This is a genomic window from Bradyrhizobium sp. CFUWI (assembly GCF_056429085.1).
This window is the reverse complement of sequence record NZ_JBWJZE010000020.1, coordinates 61,538-76,778: the sequence shown is the minus strand read 5'-3', so window position 1 is coordinate 76,778 and position 15,241 is coordinate 61,538. Positions and strand designations below refer to the sequence as shown.

The following is a 15,241-nucleotide window of genomic DNA, read 5'->3' as shown; positions in this document are numbered from 1 at the left end:
GCGAAGCGAGAGCCCGGAATCTCGAGATTCCGGGTTCGATGCTAGCGCATCGCCCCGGAATGACCCGCAAAACCACATCAGCCCGAGATCCGGGCGTCGGCGACCGCTTTCTTGAACAGCGCGTTCATCGCGTCCGCGATGCCCTCGGTCGGGCTCACCTCGAAATACAGCCCTGGCGAAGCGCAGCTCTGCATGTTCTGCGCGATCTCGCTGTTCGGCGACGGGCCATAGGGCCCGGCATTGAACGGATCGATCCATTTCTTGTACCAGTGGTTGGTGGGCAGCGCGAGATAGGTCGTGTAGAGCACGGCAACCTTGACGCCCCGGTCCTTCATCGTCTTGCAGAGCGAAGCGTTGAGCGGCGATTGGCACCGCGAGGAACCCGACAGCGGCTTCAGGCAGCCCGTATTGCTTTCGTCGGCGACACCGTCGGAGACGAAAAAGAGATACTTCAGGGGCGCGTTGGATTTGCCGCTTCCGGGATTGGGGATCTCGTTGTTGATCGCCGGAAAGATGGAGCTGAACGGCGTGTCCTGATCCTTGGTATATTTGTCGTTGTTGCCGTAGACGCCCATCAGGTCGATGTTGCCGGCCGCCGTCTTCGCGCTCGACAAATTCGAGGACAACGCGAAAAGCGCACGCAAGCCGATCGTCTTTGACTCCGCGCCGAAATCGTAGATCGCCATGCGGAACTGGTTCGAATAGGTTTGGCTCGCGGCAGCCGTGTCCATCAGCGATTGCGTCGCGCTGCGCAGCACGTCGATCCGCGTGGTCACGCCGATGCTCTTGGCCAGATTGTAGTAATTGTTGGAGTCGTTGTAGTCGTGGCAAGCGAAGGCGCACTGGTCGTTGGGCTTGAAGCTGCTGCCGGTGGTCGCGTTGACCAGCTTGGTCACGTCCGCCGGCGTCGCCGCCACGCCCATCGACGGCGAATTGTCCAGCAGGAGGTAGAAGTCGACATAGAGCGGCATGCTCGCCGTCGCCTTCGACGTGCCGGTCACGGTCAGCGCCGTCTTGCCGATCACGCCGAGGAACATGGTCTTGATGGTGCCGCTGAACGTAACGGTCGAGCTGACGGTCGAGCCGTTCTTGACCACGGTCGGCGTGACGCTGTCGAGCGTATAGCCGGTCAGATTGGCGACGTTGGCATTGAAGATGTTCCTCGCGTCGGTGACGCCCTCCGGGATCGCACCGTCCGAGTTCATCGAGCCCGCCGCCTTGAAGGCCGGCGATGCCTTGGCGACCGCGCCGACGCTGGCGGCGTCGGCCGCGGCCTGAAGCTTGGCTTGCATCTGCGTGGCGCGGGAATAATCGACCGCGCAGCCAACCGCCGTGATCAGGGGGACGCAGGCGAGTGCGAAGATCACCGCGATATTGCCGCGCCGGTCGCGTACGAATCGGCGGATGGTGGTGCGAAGCACAGCGCGCATGAAACGGGCCCGGAATGGTTTAAATATGTTCCCACTCTAGGAACCGTTGATTAAATATGACTTATGGGAGGCCAGACACGTGGCCCCTCGACGGGATTAACGAATCCTTGCGAACGACCTCAGCGAGCGACATTGCGGGCATGGCCGATCTTAAACTGACATTGGTGGTGGCCTGCGCCCTCGTGGATGCCGACAAGCGCGTCCTGATCGCGCAGCGCCCCGCGGGCAAGGCGCTTGCCGGTCTCTGGGAATTCCCCGGCGGCAAGTGTGAGCCGGGCGAGCGGCCGGAGCAGAGCCTGATCCGCGAGCTGCACGAGGAGCTCGGCATCATCGTCGCCGAGCCGTGCCTCGCGCCGCTGACCTTCGCGAGCTACGGCTACGAGACCTTTCACCTGCTGATGCCGCTCTACATCTGCCGGCGCTGGGAGGGGATGGTGATTGCGCGCGAGGGCCAGGCCCTGGCCTGGGTCCGCGCCAACAGATTGCGCGATTACCCGATGCCGCCCGCGGATATCCCGCTGATCCCGCATCTGATTGATCTGCTGACGTGAGGCCGTGCCCCGGAAACAGCGCGAAGCGCTGCAGAGCCGGGGCCCAGGAGCCGCAGCTGGGTCCCGGCGCTGCGGAGCGTCACTTCGTGCCGCACCGCGTCCGGGACACACGTCACTCCTTCCCCGCCTTCTTCACCGCCTCCGCCAGGCTCGCCTTCGCCGATCCCGGCTTCAGCGGCTGCTGCTGGCTCGCATGCGGGGCCCATCCGGAGAGCCAGATGATGTCGAACGTCGCCCGGATGCGGCCGTCGGCATCGGCAAAGCGCTCGGCATAGATTTCGGCCATCCGCAGCAGCGTCGCGCGCCGCGACGGCGAGCGCCGCCGCTCGATCATCACGTTGGCCGCGCCCATGCGACGGAGATCCTGCATCAGGGCGAACGCATTGGCGTAACGCACCACGACGCGATCGACATCGGTGACCGGCAACGCAAAGCCCGCCCGCTGCAACAGCGCGCCGACGTCGCGCAGATCGGCGAACGGCGCCACGCGCGGTGAGACGCCGCCCTCGCATTCGGCCTCGGCCGCGGCGAAAGCCTGGCGCAGCTCGGTCAGGCTGTCGCCGCCGATCATGGCGGCGAGCAACAGGCCGTCCGGCTTCAATGCGCGGCGGATCTGCGCGAGCACGCCCGGAAGGTCGTTGACGAATTGCAAAGCCAGCGCCGAGACGACGAGGTCGAGGCTTTCTGGAGAGATAGGCAGCTTCTCCGCGCCAGCCGCGTCAAGCGCGATGTGCTGGAGCGAGGGCAGGCGCGTGTGCAAATCCGCAAGCCCCTCGCCGGGCGTCCAGAGATCGGCCGGCGCGTGAAATTCCCGCATCACCGCCGCCAGCCGGTCCGACATGTCCTCGGCCACGCGATCGAGCAGGAAGGTCACGGCCCCCTGCGCCTGCGCGCGATGCTGCCGCGCATGCAGCAGGGCGCGATCGAACAAAGCGGGCGGGATTTGCGGGGTCGGAGCCATGCCGCTGGTTACGCTGATGACCACCGTTCTGGCAACGCTCTCGTGTCCCGGACGCGCTGCAGCGCTCTTGCGCTGCTGCGCAGAGCCGGACCCATGGATCTGTGCGTGCGGCTCTCTGGGCCCCGGCTCTGCAGCGCATCGCCCCTGGCGATGCGCCGCGTCCGGGGCACGAGACCGGTACAATTGCTTGAGCGCCACCGAGCGGAACGCTAGCCTCCCCGCATGGAAGCCGACGCCGCCCCGACCCGCTCCATCGCCGCGCCCTTCCGTGCCGCGTGGACGGCCGGCCGTCACGTGCTGTCGCGGGCAGCTCGGCTCGCGCTCGACATCGCGCTGCCGACGCTGTGCGTGTCCTGCCGCGAACCGGTCGACGGCGAGGGCGTTTGCGCCTCGTGCTGGGCACGGCTGTCGTTCATCGAGCGGCCCTATTGCCCGCGGCTCGGCATTCCCTTCGTCTACGACCCCGGCCCCGACATGCTGTCGATGGAGGCGATCGCGAGCCCGCCGGCCTACATGCGCGCCCGCGCGGCGGTGCGCTATGACGACGTCGCGCGCACGCTGGTGCATGCGCTGAAATACCAGGACCGCACCGATCTGGCGCCCGCAATGGGGCGCTGGATGGCACGGGCGGGCGGCGAACTGCTGGCCGGCGCCGACATGCTGGTGCCGGTGCCCCTGCACTGGCGGCGGGCCTGGCGCCGCCGCTACAACCAGTCCGGGGCGCTGGCGCGAATCATCGAGCGGCAGAGCGGCGTGAAGGTACAGGGCGACGTGCTGCGCCGGGTGCGCGCGACGGAGCAGCAGATCGGCCTGTCGCGGGCCCAGCGCGCCACCAATGTGCAGGGCGCATTCCAGGTATCTTCCGACCGTCAGGCTGACGTCCAGGGCCGCCGCATTGTCCTGATCGACGATGTCCTGACCTCGGGGGCAACGCTGGATGCCTGCGCGCGGGCCCTGCTGCGCGCCAAAGCCGCCCAGGTTGACGTGCTGGTCTTCGCCCGGGTTGTGGAGGTCAGGTAAAGTCCCATATAATTCAATGAATTCATGACATGAGAGCGCCAGACGAGATGAACGCTGCTGTCGAGATCTACACCAGGCCGGGCTGCGGCTATTGTTCCGCCGCCAAGTCGCTGCTGACCCGCAAGAAGGCCGCCTTCACCGAATTCGACGTCGCCAAGAACCCCTCCTGGCGGGCCGAGATGTACGATCGCGCCGGCGAGGGCTCGACCTTCCCGCAAATCTGGATCGGCGGAACGCATGTCGGCGGCTGCGACGATCTCTACGCACTCGACCGCGAAGGCAAGCTCGACGGCATGCTCGAAGGCGTGAAAGCCAGCTCATGAGCGAGAACCGCACGTTCACCGCCGCGATGGTGCAGATGCGCACCGGCCTGATGCCGGGGCCGAGCCTCGAACAGGCCACCAAGCTGATCCGGCAGGCGGCAGCCAGCGGCGCCGACTACGTGCAGACGCCCGAAGTCAGCAACATGATGCAGCTGAACCGCAAGGCGCTGTTCGAGCATCTGCAGAGCGAGGAGGACGACACTTCGCTGAAGGCCTACCGGGCGCTCGCGGCGGAGCTGAAGATCCATCTCCATGTCGGCTCGCTGGCGCTGCGCTTTTCTCCGGAGAAGGCGGTCAACCGCTCCTTCCTGATCGGGCCCGAGGGCAATGTGCTCGCGAGCTACGACAAGATCCACATGTTCGACATCGAGCTGCCGGACGGCGAGAGCTACCGCGAATCCGCCAATTACCAGCCCGGCGAGACCGCGGTGATCTCCGACCTGCCCTGGGGCCGGGTGGGCTTGACGATCTGCTACGACGTGCGCTTCCCCGCGCTTTATCGCGCGCTTGCCGAGAGCGGCGCGTATTTCATCACCGTGCCCTCGGCCTTCACCCGCAAGACCGGCGAAGCGCATTGGCACGTGCTGCTGCGTGCACGCGCGATCGAGACCGGCTGCTTCATCTTCGCCGCAGCCCAGGCCGGGCTGCACGAGAACAAGCGCGAGACCTACGGCCATTCGCTGATCATCGATCCCTGGGGCGAGATCCTCGCCGAGGGCGACGTCGAGCCCGGCATCGTCATGGCCAGGATCGATCCGGCCAAGGTCGAGACCGCGCGCCGCGCGATTCCCTCGCTCCAGCACGGCCGCCGTTTCGGCGTGTCCGACCCCAAGGCGGGGCCGGACCATCTGCACCTCGTGCGAGGATCGGCATGATCCGCTACGCGCTTCACTGCGACCGGGACCACAGCTTCGAGAGCTGGTTCCAGAGCTCGTCGGCCTATGACCAGCAGGTCAAGCGCAAGCTCGTGACCTGCCCGATCTGCGGCTCGGCCAAGGTCGAGAAGGCGATCATGGCGCCGCGCATCGTCGGCAAGAAGGGCCGCGGGCGTGCGACGCCACCGCCGGAAGCAACGGCAGCTCCCGCGCCCGAAGCCGCGCCGTCAGGTCCGACCTCGCTGCTGATGGCGCAGGAGAAAGAGCTGCGCGCCAAGCTGAAGGAGCTGCGCGATCACATCGTCAAGAACGCCGACAATGTCGGCGAGCGCTTCGCCAACGAAGCCCGCGCGATGCATTACGGCGACAAGGAGCACCGCCCGATCTACGGCGAGGCCTCACCGGAAGAAGCGAAATCGCTGATCGACGAGGGCATCGAGGTCTCGCCACTGCCGACGCTACCGGAAGACCGGAACTGACGTCCTCTCCTCTTCGTCATGGCCGGGCTTGACCCAGCCATCCACGTCTTCCATTCCGACGGCACAAAGAACGTGGATGCCCGGGACAGGCCCGGGCATGACGGCGGTTGAAAGAATCAAACCCCCACCAGCACCGCCACGCCGATCACGATCAGCGCGATGCCGAGCAGCTCACGCGGCGCGACCGGCTGCTTGAACGAGTAATACGCCACGGCTTGCGCGAACAGCACCTCGATCAGAGCGAGCGTGCGGACATTGGCGGCAGCCGTCAGTGCGAAGGCCAGAAACCAGAATTGCGAGGCGAAGGCGCCGGTGAAGCCCGCCAGCATCGACGGCCGCCACAACCCAAGGATTCCCCGCAGCACGTCCGGCGCCCGCCAGAGCAGGTAGATCGTCAGGATCAGCGTCTGCACGAACAGGCCGAGCACCAGCGTGACCGACGCCGCGGTCACGAAGGAGACATCCGGCACATTGATGATGGCGCCGCGGAAGCCGACCGCGGAGAGCGCGAAGGCCGCCGCCGCAACGAGGCCGGTGATGGTCGGCTTCAGCTCCGCAAAGCTCTTCTCGCCGCCTGGCCGGAGCGCCGTGATGACGACGCCGATGGTCGCGATCACGATCGCCAGCACCTTCAGCCAGGTCAGGTGATCGCCGAGGAAGACGAAGCCGAAGATCGCGGTCTGGATCGCCTCGGTCTTGAGGTACGCCGTCGTCACCACGAAGGAGCGGTCGTTCATCGCGAGCAGCATCAGGCCGGTGGCGACGATCTGGCTGAGCGCCCCGAGCAGCAGCCACGGCCAGAACGCCGTCGGTGGCATGCCGAGACGATCGCCGGTCGCAACCAGCACCACGCCCAGAAACAGCACCGAGAACGGAAAGCCGAACAGGAAGCGGATATTGGTCGCGCCCCAGGTCCCCAGCGGCTTCGTCAACGACCGCTGCATCGCATTGCGCACGACCTGCCCGAGCGCAGCAATGATGGTGAAGGGAATCCAGAGGCTGGCGACGGTGAACATGGGGTGGTGAGCGGGGGTGGGGCCGAAGACTTTGGCCAACCTGCCGTTAGCCGCGAAGCAGGTCAATCACGCCCACGTCATAGGAGCGATGCTCGCCCTACTTACAGCCCTCACACCATGGCTTCGGCCACCACCATGTAGTTGACGTCCATGTCCGAGGAGAGCGACCATTTGTCGGCGAAGGGTGAGTAGACCACGCCGGTCTGCTCGGTGATGACGAGACGGTTGTCGAGCAGATATTTCGTCAGCTCGTCCGGGGTGACGAACTTGTTCCACTCGTGGGTGCCGCGCGGCAGCCAGCGCAGGACGTATTCGGCGCCGACGATGGCGAGTGCGAAGCTCTTCCAGTTGCGGTTCAGCGTCGAGACCACCATGAGCCCGTTCGGCTTCAGCATCGCGGCGCAGCGCTTCAGGAAGACGCCGACGTCGACGACGTGCTCGACCACTTCCATCGCCAGCACGATGTCGAAGCGCTCGCGCGGGTCGATCTCCTCGACCGTGGTGCAGCGGTAGTCGATCGCAAGATGGCCCCTGTCGGCATGCAGCTTGGCCGCGGCGATGTTGCTCTGGGAGGGATCGACGCCGATAACCTGCGCGCCGAGGCGCGACAGCGGCTCGCACAACAGGCCGGCGCCGCAGCCGATGTCGAGCACGCGCAAGCCGGCGAGGCAGTTGAGGCTGCGCACATTGCGCTCGAACTTGCGGCATGCGGCATCGCGAATATAGCCGAGCCGCAGCGGGTTGATCCGGTGCAGCGGCGCCATCTTGCCATTGGGGTCCCACCACTCCGCCGAGAGTTTCGAGAATTTGGCGATCTCGGCGGCATCGACGGTCGAGCCCGGCTGCGGGCTGGCGGAGAGGGAAGTATTTTGCTGCATGCTCATGGTTGCGCGCGGTCCTACCGCGTGGTGATCGAACTACGGAAGGCGAGCGGCGAGGCGATGGTCTTGATCGTCTCGAAGCCCTCGCCGACGCCGCGAATCGTCACGTCGCCGTAGTTGAGAATACGTCCAAGAATGGTCTGGTCGACGTCCACGCTCTCGACCTTGTCCAGCGCCATTTCGAAGGTGCGGCGCTTGATGAAGCCGGTCTTGTGCACGACCCGGAGATTGGTGACGTCGGTCTCGGTGGTGAAGCGGTGGAACCAGCCCTTGACGGTCCAGTACAGGGCCGCCAGCGCCGCGACAGCTGCGGCCGCGAGACAAAACAGAACGAGCCAGTCGACGATCGCCTGGCGCGACAGGATCAGCAGGGCCAGCGTCACGATCCAGGCCAGGATGGCCGGAAAATAAAAGATCCAGTGCGCATTGGTCGAATACAGCACCCGCTCGCCCGGTTGCAGGATCTCGTCAATATAGCGCGCCATAACCTCGATTAACCCATTGCCCGGATTAGCCGGAGCAGGAACCCGCTTGCCCCCGGCCCCGCCCCTCTGTATACGCGCGGTCGGTGTCCGCCAGGCCCGTCCAGTGCGGGTCACCATACTGATCCTTATGAGGGAATGCACGCGTCGTCATGAGCCGCCTCGTGATGAAATTCGGCGGCACATCCGTCGCCAACATCGAACGTATCCGCAACGTCGCACGCCATGTGAAGCGTGAGGTCGATGCCGGCCACGAGGTGGCCGTGGTCGTCTCGGCGATGTCCGGCAAAACCAACGAGCTGGTGGCCTGGTGCACCGAGGCCTCGCCGATGCATGACGCGCGCGAGTACGACGCCGTCGTCGCCTCGGGGGAGCAGGTCACCTCCGGCCTGCTTGCCATCGTGCTTCAGGGCATGGGCATCCAGGCCCGTTCCTGGCAGGGCTGGCAGATCCCAATCAAGACCAGCGAGGCCCATGCCTCGGCCCGGATCGAGGGCATTGACGGCAGCGAGATCATCAAGCGCTTTAAGGAGCGCAAGGAGGTCGCGGTCATCGCCGGCTTCCAGGGCATCGAGCCCAAGACCAATCGCATCACCACGCTCGGCCGCGGCGGCTCCGATACCTCGGCCGTGGCGGTTGCCGCCGCCGTCAAGGCCGACCGCTGCGACATCTACACCGACGTCGACGGCGTCTACACCACCGACCCGCGAATCGTGCCGAAGGCCAAGAGGCTCGACAAGATCGCGTTCGAAGACATGCTGGAACTGGCCTCCCAGGGCGCCAAGGTGCTCCAGGTCCGCTCCGTGGAACTCGGCATGGTCCACAACATGCCAATCTTCGTCCGCTCGAGCTTCGACAAGCCCGAGGATATCGACCCGCATGCCAACCAGCCGCCCGGCACGCTGATCTGCAGCGAGGAGGAGATCATGGAAAGCCACGTCGTCACCGGTATCGCCTTCTCCAAGGACGAGGCCCAGATCTCGGTGCGCCAGATCGAGGACAAGCCGGGCGTTGCGGCCTCGATCTTCGGCCCGCTGGCGGATGCCAACATCAACGTCGACATGATCGTGCAGAACGTCTCCGAGGACGGCAAGACCACCGATCTCACCTTCACGGTGCCGGCGGCCGATTATACCCGCGCCAAGGACACGATTACCGCCGCCAAGGGCAAGATCGGCTATGCGCGGCTCGATACCGCCACCGACGTCGCCAAGATCTCGGTGATCGGCAGCGGCATGCGCAGCCACGCCGGCGTCGCCGCCCAGGCGTTCTCGGCCCTCGCGAGGCGGAATATCAACATCCGGGCCATTACAACCTCCGAGATCAAATTCTCGGTTTTGATCGACGCCGCCTATACCGAGCTTGCGGTGCGCACGCTGCACACGCTCTACGGTCTCGATCAGGCCTAGACGAATTTTCTCTTAGCGGTCGCAGCAAACGCCGAGGTGTCCACACTTTCGCGTTTGGCAGGCGTTTTGCTTGGCAAAACAAGCCCCAATTCGCTATACGGCGAACAGGGTGGGCTGCCAGAAACTGTGCCCCAGTTCAGGCGGTGCTGATTCGGCTCAGGCAACCGCCTGAGCCGGCGCCGGACGAGCAAACTTGTTGTTTTTCTGGATACTGGGCGAGCAGCCAAGGCCCTTTTCGGCCCTGGCAGACGGAGGAGATTGACGGTTCATGCGGAGCGCGTCGGGAGGTCCCCGCGTCTTGTTGAGACGGCTCCGCGAAACCATGGCGGAGCAGGTCTCGGCCCAGGAGCGGCTGGACAAGATCGTGGTGCTGATCGCCGCCAACATGGTGGCCGAGGTGTGCTCGGTCTATGTGCTGCGCATCGACAACACGCTGGAGCTCTACGCCACCGAAGGTCTCAACCGCGCGGCGGTGCACCATACCGTGCTGAGCGCCCATGAGGGCCTGGTCGGCCTCGTCGCCAGCGAGGCGACGCCGCTCAATTTGAGCGATGCGCAGAGCCACCCGGCCTTCTCGTTCCGCCCGGAGACAGGCGAAGAAATCTACCATTCCTTCCTCGGCGTGCCGATCCTGCGGGCCGGCAACACGCTCGGCGTACTGGTGGTGCAGAACCGCGCCAAGCGCAATTATGTCGAGGAAGAGCTCGAGGCGCTGCAGACCACCGCGATGGTGCTGGCGGAGCTGATCGCTTCCGGCGAGCTCTCCGCGCTGGCGCAGCCGGGCCACGAGCCCGCCGCGCGCCATTCCGCGCAGAAGGTCGGCGCCATCCTGTCGGAGGGCATCGCGCTCGGCCACGTCGTGCTGCACGAGCCGCGCGTCGTCATCAAGGACTACATCGCCGAGGACCTGCCGAAGGAGATCAAGCGGCTCGACACCGCGCTCGCCAAGCTGCGCGCCGATCTCGACCGCATGCTGGAGCGCGGCGATGTCGCCGAGGGCGGCGAGCATCGCGAGGTGCTGGAAGCCTACCGCATGTTCGCAAACGACCAGGGCTGGTCGCACAAGCTGCACGAAGCGGTCGCCACCGGCCTCACCGCGGAAGCCGCGGTCGAGCGCGTGCAGTCCGACACCCGCGCGCGCATGCTGCGCTCGACCGATCCTTACTTGCGCGACCGGCTGCACGATCTCGAGGATCTCGGCTACCGCCTGATGCGGCAGTTGGTCGGCCAGGACCACGCGCCCTCACGCGAGCAGCTGCCCGACAACGCGATCGTCATCGCGCGCGCGATGGGCCCGGCGGCGCTGCTCGACTATGACCGCAAGCGCCTGCGCGGCATCGTGCTGGAGGAAGGCACCGCCAACTCCCACGTCTCGATCGTGGCGCGCGCGCTCGGCATTCCCGCGGTCGGCGAAGTCCCGAACGCGCCCGGCATTGCCGATCCCGGCGACGCCATCATCGTCGACGGCACCTCCGGCTCGATCTATGTGCGTCCGTCGCAGGAGGTCGAAGCGGCCTTCGCCGAGCGCGTGCGCTTCCGCGCCCGCCGCCAGGCGCAATATCTGGCGCTGCGCGACCGGCCCTGCGTCACCAAGGACGGCCAGAAGGTCGAGCTGATGATCAACGCAGGCCTCGCCATCGACCTGCCGCATATCGAGGACACCGGCAGCGCCGGCATCGGCCTGTTCCGCACCGAGCTGCAATTCATGGTGGGCCAGAGCCTGCCGCGCACCAGCGACCAGCTGGCGCTCTATCGCACCGTGCTGGATGCCGCGGGCACCAAGCCCGTCACCTTCCGCACCCTCGACATCGGCGGCGACAAGGCGCTGCCCTATATGGAAGCCGTGATCGAGGAAAATCCCGCGCTCGGCTGGCGCGCGATCCGGCTCGGGCTCGACCGCCCAGGCCTGTTGCGCGGCCAGATCCGCGCGCTGCTGCGCGCCGGCGGCGGCCGCGCGCTGCGCATCATGTTCCCGATGATCTCGGAGGTCGCCGAATTCGACGCGGCCAAGGCGCTGGTCGAGCGCGAGCTCACTTACCTACGCCAGCACGGCCACACGCTGCCTGAAAGAATCGACATCGGCACCATGGTCGAGGTGCCGGCCCTGCTCTATCAGCTCGACGAGCTGCTGCGGAAAGTCGACTTCATCTCGGTTGGCTCCAACGATCTGTTCCAGTTCCTGTACGCGGTCGATCGCGGCAATGCCAAGGTCTCCGAACGCTTCGACACCATGTCGGCGCCGATCCTGCGCGCGCTGCGCCAGATCGCGCACCAGTGCGATGCAGCGCAGAAGTCGCTCTCGCTCTGCGGCGAGATGGCGTCGAAGCCGATCGGCGCGCTGGCGCTGATTGCGCTGGGCTACCGCTCGCTGTCGCTGTCGGCGACCGCACTCGGCCCGGTCAAGGCCATGGTGCTCGATCTCGACGCCAAGAAGGCCGAAGCCATGCTCGGCCCGCTGCTCGACGCGCCGGCCGGCAGCGTCTCGATCCGGCAGAAGCTGACGGAATTTGCCGAGGCCGAAGGCCTGGCCTTGTAGCGGGCCTGTCGCCGCTTCCTGCCGCCTCGCCTCTTTCCGCCATTTGAGACTGAACCGATGTCGTCACTGCCCGAAGCCAAACTGGACGTCCTGCTCGCCCATCACGCCTCGCTCGAGGCCGAATCACTGGGGCAGCTTGCCTCCGAGCGCTACGTGCAGATCACGCGCGAGCTCGCCGAGATCACGCCGCTGATCGAAGCGGTGAAGGCCTACCGTTCCGCCGTCAAGGAGCTCGCCGACACCGAGGCGCTGATCGCCGATCCCGCGACCGATGCCGAGATGCGGGCCATGGCGGAAGCCGAGCGCGACGAGCTGGCACCGAAGATCGAGGAGCTGGTCCAGAAGATTCGCGTCGCGCTCTTGCCCAAGGACGCCATGGACGATCGCAACGTGGTGCTGGAAATCCGCGCCGGCACCGGCGGCGACGAGGCCTCGCTGTTTGCCGGCGATCTGTTCCGGATGTACGAGCGCTTCGCCGCCTTGCAGGGCTGGAAGGTCGAGGTGATCTCGGCCAGCGAAGGCACCGTCGGCGGCTACAAGGAAATCATCGCGGAGGTGCAGGGCCGCGGCGCGTTCTCCAAGCTGAAGTTCGAATCCGGCGTGCACCGCGTCCAGCGCGTGCCCGACACCGAGACGCAGGGACGCATCCACACGTCTGCGGCCACGGTCGCCGTGCTGCCGGAGGTCGAGGACGTCGATGTCGACATCAAGAACGACGATCTGCGCATCGAGACCATGCGCGCGCAAGGCGCCGGCGGCCAGCACGTCAACAAGACCGAATCGGCGATCCGCATCACCCACATCCCGACCGGCATCGTGGTGATGATGCAGGACAGCCGCTCGCAGCACAAGAACCGCGCCTCCGCCATGAACATCCTGCGCTCGCGCATCTACGACGCCGAGCGGCAGCGCGTCGATGCCGCCCGCTCGGCCGAGCGCAAGGAGAAGGTCGGCTCCGGCGACCGCTCCGAGCGCATCCGCACCTACAATTTTCCGCAAGGGCGCGTCACCGACCACCGCATCAATCTGACGCTCTACAAGCTGCCACAGGTGATCGCGGGCGAATCGCTCGGCGAATTGATCGACGCGCTGACCACCGAGCACCAGGCCGCGCAGCTCGCCGCACAAGGCGTGGCGGCGTGACGCGTGAGTAATCCCCTCACCGGACAATCCATCGAGAGCGCGCGGCGCTCGCTGGCTGGACAGCTGAGATCGGCGGGAATCGAGGAGGCCGAGCTCGACGCCCGTATCCTGGTCGGCGCGGTCCTCGGCCTCGATCTGACCGGCCTGATCGCGCAAGCCGCCCGGCCGCTCACCGACGCCGAGGCTTCCCGGCTCACGCAGTATGCGCAGCGCCGCAGCGCCGGCGAACCGGTGGCGCGCATTCTCGGCACACGCGAATTCTGGGGCCTGCCGTTTCGTCTGTCGGAAGCAACCCTGGTCCCGCGCCCCGATACCGAGACCGTGGTCGAGCTTGCGCTCGAGATCCTTCGCGAACAGAAAGCCGCACCGCCTCCGCGCATCGCCGACATCGGCACCGGATCGGGCGCGATCCTGCTCGCGCTGTTGCACGAAATTCCCGATGCGTTCGGCATCGGCACCGATATCAGCCTGACCGCGCTCAGCACGGCGCGAGACAATGCCGTCGCTCTCGGTCTCGGCGGCCGCACCGCTTTCGTCGCCTGCTCCTATGCGTCAGCGCTCCGCGGCCCGTTCGACCTCATCGTGTCGAACCCGCCCTATATCCCCTCGGCCGAGATTCCGACATTGAGCGTCGAGGTGCGCGGGCACGATCCGCATCTGGCGCTCGATGGCGGCAACGACGGATATGACGCCTACCGCGCCCTGATCCCGCAGGCGAGCGAGCGCCTCGCCCCCGGCGGCGCGCTGGTCGTCGAGGCCGGCCGGGGCCAGGCGAGAAATATTGAAACCCTCATGGCGGCAGCGGGGTTAACGATGGACAGGCCACCCAAGGCCGACCTGGCGGGCATTCAGCGGGCCGTTTCGGCCCGAAAAATGCCCCCATAAAAGCCGGATTGGCTTGCAAAAAGCTCTTGGAATATCCGTTGGGAACGACTACGTTCCGATCAACACATCGGTGCCGGCCCCGTAGACTTGCGGGTGAAAGCCGGGCTCTCGGGCGAGAGCTTTACTGATTATAGGTTCCAAGCCGCAGGTCCTGTGAAGCGCGATAGCCAGTGGAGCTGCGCTGCTCTCCGACCGCAACGTGAACGAAAGCCTGATATTGCGCTTGAAGACTTACGCAACACCGCTGGGCTTGTTTCGGCAAGCGAAATGAATGGATTCGCTGGCGATCAATGCTGGCGGGTGGGGAACGCGTCCTTGTTGAACGCGACGGTCGACGAACATTGGCAGGGTTGGATCCGCTCTTGCGCGCGGTGCGCGCATGCGACGTGAAACCGCTGTCACCAGGTCACTCCTAGCAATCAGTAATGCGTGCAACCTTTAGGGCTGGAATTAAAGGCAGGACATGAGAAACGGTCAGAACAAGCAGCGGATGCGCAACCGCAACAACAATAACAACAACAACCGGCGCAGCCAGAACCCGATGACCCGGGTCTACGAGTCCAACGGACCCGACATCAAGATCCGCGGCACGGCTTCGCACATCGCCGAAAAGTACCTCCAGCTTGCGCGCGACGCCCGCTCCTCCGGCGACCCCGTTGCGGCGGAGAACTACTACCAGCATGCCGAGCATTATTTCCGCCTGATCGCGGCGGCGCAGGAGCAGTTCCGCCAGAACCAGCAGCCGCGCGGTGACGAGCCCATCAGCAGCCCGAGCGGCGACGATGAGGACGACGGCGAGAATTTCTCGAATTTCGGCCAGGAGCCGGGCTTCGTCCCGCAGCCGCCGCAGCAGCCTTTCGCGCGCGACCGCGACGGCCAGCGCGATCATCACCAGCGTGATCATCAGCAGCGCGACAACCAGCAGCAGCCCTATCAGCGCGACCAGCAGCCGCGCGAGCACCGCGAACGCGATCATCGTCCGCAGCCGCAATATCAGCCGCAGCCGCTGCCCGCCAACCAGCCGCAGCCCGTCATCGCCGATGCCGGCGTCGATCGCCTGCCGTCCTTCATCACCGGCCCGCAGCCGCAAGTGAATGTCGGCGCAAACGGCGGCCAGCCCGGCTTCGAGGCTGGCGGCGGCGGCGGTGGCGAACGGTTTCCGCGTCGGCGGCGCCGGCCGCATGGCCCGCGCCCCGAGCGCGAGGCAGCGCCAGCCGCCTCGAGCGACGATCTCGCGACCGGCGAGTAAG

The 15,241-nt window shown here is 66.0% G+C and carries 15 protein-coding genes; 10 read left to right on the top strand and 5 right to left on the bottom strand.

Features of this window, described 5'->3' with window-relative positions:
- Nucleotides 1-77: 77 nt before the first annotated feature.
- Nucleotides 78-1,430, bottom strand: coding sequence for a TadE/TadG family type IV pilus assembly protein (locus AC066S_RS31350; protein ID WP_478271416.1), 1,353 nt, complete (start codon nt 1,428-1,430; stop codon nt 78-80).
- Nucleotides 1,431-1,570: 140 nt separating this feature from the next.
- On the opposite strand from AC066S_RS31350, the gene AC066S_RS31345 reads away from it, so the two are divergent.
- Nucleotides 1,571-1,981 (top strand): (deoxy)nucleoside triphosphate pyrophosphohydrolase, encoded by a 411-nt coding sequence (locus AC066S_RS31345; RefSeq protein ID WP_478271415.1) that lies wholly within the window; start codon nt 1,571-1,573, stop codon nt 1,979-1,981.
- A 112-nt stretch (nt 1,982-2,093) separates the two neighbouring features.
- Here AC066S_RS31345 and AC066S_RS31340 read toward each other — a convergent pair whose 3' ends face one another.
- Nucleotides 2,094-2,942 (bottom strand): methyltransferase domain-containing protein, encoded by an 849-nt coding sequence (locus AC066S_RS31340; protein WP_478271440.1) that lies wholly within the window; start codon nt 2,940-2,942, stop codon nt 2,094-2,096.
- A gap of 222 nt (nt 2,943-3,164) precedes the next feature.
- Between AC066S_RS31340 and AC066S_RS31335 the strand changes: the two genes are divergently transcribed.
- Genes AC066S_RS31335 through AC066S_RS31320 form a run of 4 tightly spaced genes read left to right on the top strand, consistent with a single transcriptional unit; the run spans nt 3,165 to nt 5,639 of the window.
- Nucleotides 3,165-3,962 carry a ComF family protein gene (locus AC066S_RS31335; RefSeq protein WP_478271414.1) on the top strand — a complete coding sequence of 266 codons (798 nt, stop codon included), beginning with the start codon at nt 3,165-3,167 and terminating at the stop codon, nt 3,960-3,962.
- 47 nt (nt 3,963-4,009) lie between these two features.
- Nucleotides 4,010-4,285: a glutaredoxin 3 gene (grxC, locus tag AC066S_RS31330; protein WP_126260706.1), complete on the top strand. Its 276-nt coding sequence runs from the start codon at nt 4,010-4,012 to the stop codon at nt 4,283-4,285.
- Nucleotides 4,282-5,160 carry a carbon-nitrogen hydrolase family protein gene (locus tag AC066S_RS31325; protein WP_478271413.1) on the top strand — a complete coding sequence of 293 codons (879 nt, stop codon included), beginning with the start codon at nt 4,282-4,284 and terminating at the stop codon, nt 5,158-5,160. The genes grxC and AC066S_RS31325 overlap by 4 nt, the downstream gene beginning before the upstream one ends.
- A complete protein-coding gene (locus AC066S_RS31320) occupies nt 5,157-5,639 on the top strand; it encodes a DUF1178 family protein (RefSeq protein ID WP_478271412.1) in 483 nt (160 codons plus the stop codon). Before AC066S_RS31325 ends, AC066S_RS31320 begins: the two co-directional genes overlap by 4 nt.
- 116 nt (nt 5,640-5,755) lie before the next feature.
- On the opposite strand, the gene AC066S_RS31315 is transcribed toward AC066S_RS31320, so the two are convergent.
- The 3 genes from AC066S_RS31315 to AC066S_RS31305 all read right to left on the bottom strand — a co-directional run bounded on the left by AC066S_RS31315 (nt 5,756) and on the right by AC066S_RS31305 (nt 8,021).
- The gene (locus AC066S_RS31315) at nt 5,756-6,655 is read right to left on the bottom strand and encodes an EamA family transporter (protein WP_478271439.1); all 900 of its coding nucleotides are present in this window, start codon (nt 6,653-6,655) and stop codon (nt 5,756-5,758) included.
- Between the two features lie 110 nt (nt 6,656-6,765).
- Entirely contained in the window at nt 6,766-7,539 is a 774-nt protein-coding gene (gene ubiG, locus AC066S_RS31310) for a bifunctional 2-polyprenyl-6-hydroxyphenol methylase/3-demethylubiquinol 3-O-methyltransferase UbiG (RefSeq protein ID WP_478271411.1), read from the bottom strand.
- 14 nt (nt 7,540-7,553) lie between these two features.
- The gene (locus tag AC066S_RS31305; protein ID WP_126260702.1) at nt 7,554-8,021 is read right to left on the bottom strand and encodes a PH domain-containing protein; all 468 of its coding nucleotides are present in this window, start codon (nt 8,019-8,021) and stop codon (nt 7,554-7,556) included.
- Between the two features lie 149 nt (nt 8,022-8,170).
- Here AC066S_RS31305 and AC066S_RS31300 point away from each other — a divergent pair, with 149 nt between their 5' ends.
- The 5 genes from AC066S_RS31300 to AC066S_RS31280 all read left to right on the top strand — a co-directional run bounded on the left by AC066S_RS31300 (nt 8,171) and on the right by AC066S_RS31280 (nt 15,240).
- Complete coding sequence (locus AC066S_RS31300) at nt 8,171-9,427, top strand: aspartate kinase (RefSeq protein WP_126260701.1); 1,257 nt, start codon at nt 8,171-8,173, stop codon at nt 9,425-9,427.
- A 268-nt stretch (nt 9,428-9,695) separates the two neighbouring features.
- Nucleotides 9,696-11,963: a phosphoenolpyruvate--protein phosphotransferase gene (ptsP, locus tag AC066S_RS31295; protein ID WP_135171362.1), complete on the top strand. Its 2,268-nt coding sequence runs from the start codon at nt 9,696-9,698 to the stop codon at nt 11,961-11,963.
- Nucleotides 11,964-12,020: 57 nt separating this feature from the next.
- Entirely contained in the window at nt 12,021-13,106 is a 1,086-nt protein-coding gene (prfA, locus tag AC066S_RS31290; protein WP_126260699.1) for a peptide chain release factor 1, read from the top strand.
- Between the two features lie 3 nt (nt 13,107-13,109).
- Nucleotides 13,110-13,991, top strand: coding sequence for a peptide chain release factor N(5)-glutamine methyltransferase (gene prmC, locus AC066S_RS31285; RefSeq protein ID WP_478271410.1), 882 nt, complete (start codon nt 13,110-13,112; stop codon nt 13,989-13,991).
- Nucleotides 13,992-14,454: 463 nt separating this feature from the next.
- Nucleotides 14,455-15,240 carry a DUF4167 domain-containing protein gene (locus AC066S_RS31280; protein WP_126260697.1) on the top strand — a complete coding sequence of 262 codons (786 nt, stop codon included), beginning with the start codon at nt 14,455-14,457 and terminating at the stop codon, nt 15,238-15,240.
- Nucleotide 15,241 lies beyond the last annotated feature (1 nt).

Coding starts and splice junctions, on each gene's coding strand:
- AC066S_RS31350 (WP_478271416.1), bottom strand. CDS start 1,430: ATGCGCGCTGTGCTTCGCACCACCATCCGCCGATTCGTACGCGACCGG.
- AC066S_RS31345 (WP_478271415.1), top strand. CDS start 1,571: ATGGCCGATCTTAAACTGACATTGGTGGTGGCCTGCGCCCTCGTGGAT.
- AC066S_RS31340 (WP_478271440.1), bottom strand. CDS start 2,942: ATGGCTCCGACCCCGCAAATCCCGCCCGCTTTGTTCGATCGCGCCCTG.
- AC066S_RS31335 (WP_478271414.1), top strand. CDS start 3,165: ATGGAAGCCGACGCCGCCCCGACCCGCTCCATCGCCGCGCCCTTCCGT.
- grxC (WP_126260706.1), top strand. CDS start 4,010: ATGAACGCTGCTGTCGAGATCTACACCAGGCCGGGCTGCGGCTATTGT.
- AC066S_RS31325 (WP_478271413.1), top strand. CDS start 4,282: ATGAGCGAGAACCGCACGTTCACCGCCGCGATGGTGCAGATGCGCACC.
- AC066S_RS31320 (WP_478271412.1), top strand. CDS start 5,157: ATGATCCGCTACGCGCTTCACTGCGACCGGGACCACAGCTTCGAGAGC.
- AC066S_RS31315 (WP_478271439.1), bottom strand. CDS start 6,655: ATGTTCACCGTCGCCAGCCTCTGGATTCCCTTCACCATCATTGCTGCG.
- ubiG (WP_478271411.1), bottom strand. CDS start 7,539: ATGAGCATGCAGCAAAATACTTCCCTCTCCGCCAGCCCGCAGCCGGGC.
- AC066S_RS31305 (WP_126260702.1), bottom strand. CDS start 8,021: ATGGCGCGCTATATTGACGAGATCCTGCAACCGGGCGAGCGGGTGCTG.
- AC066S_RS31300 (WP_126260701.1), top strand. CDS start 8,171: ATGAGCCGCCTCGTGATGAAATTCGGCGGCACATCCGTCGCCAACATC.
- ptsP (WP_135171362.1), top strand. CDS start 9,696: ATGCGGAGCGCGTCGGGAGGTCCCCGCGTCTTGTTGAGACGGCTCCGC.
- prfA (WP_126260699.1), top strand. CDS start 12,021: ATGTCGTCACTGCCCGAAGCCAAACTGGACGTCCTGCTCGCCCATCAC.
- AC066S_RS31280 (WP_126260697.1), top strand. CDS start 14,455: ATGAGAAACGGTCAGAACAAGCAGCGGATGCGCAACCGCAACAACAAT.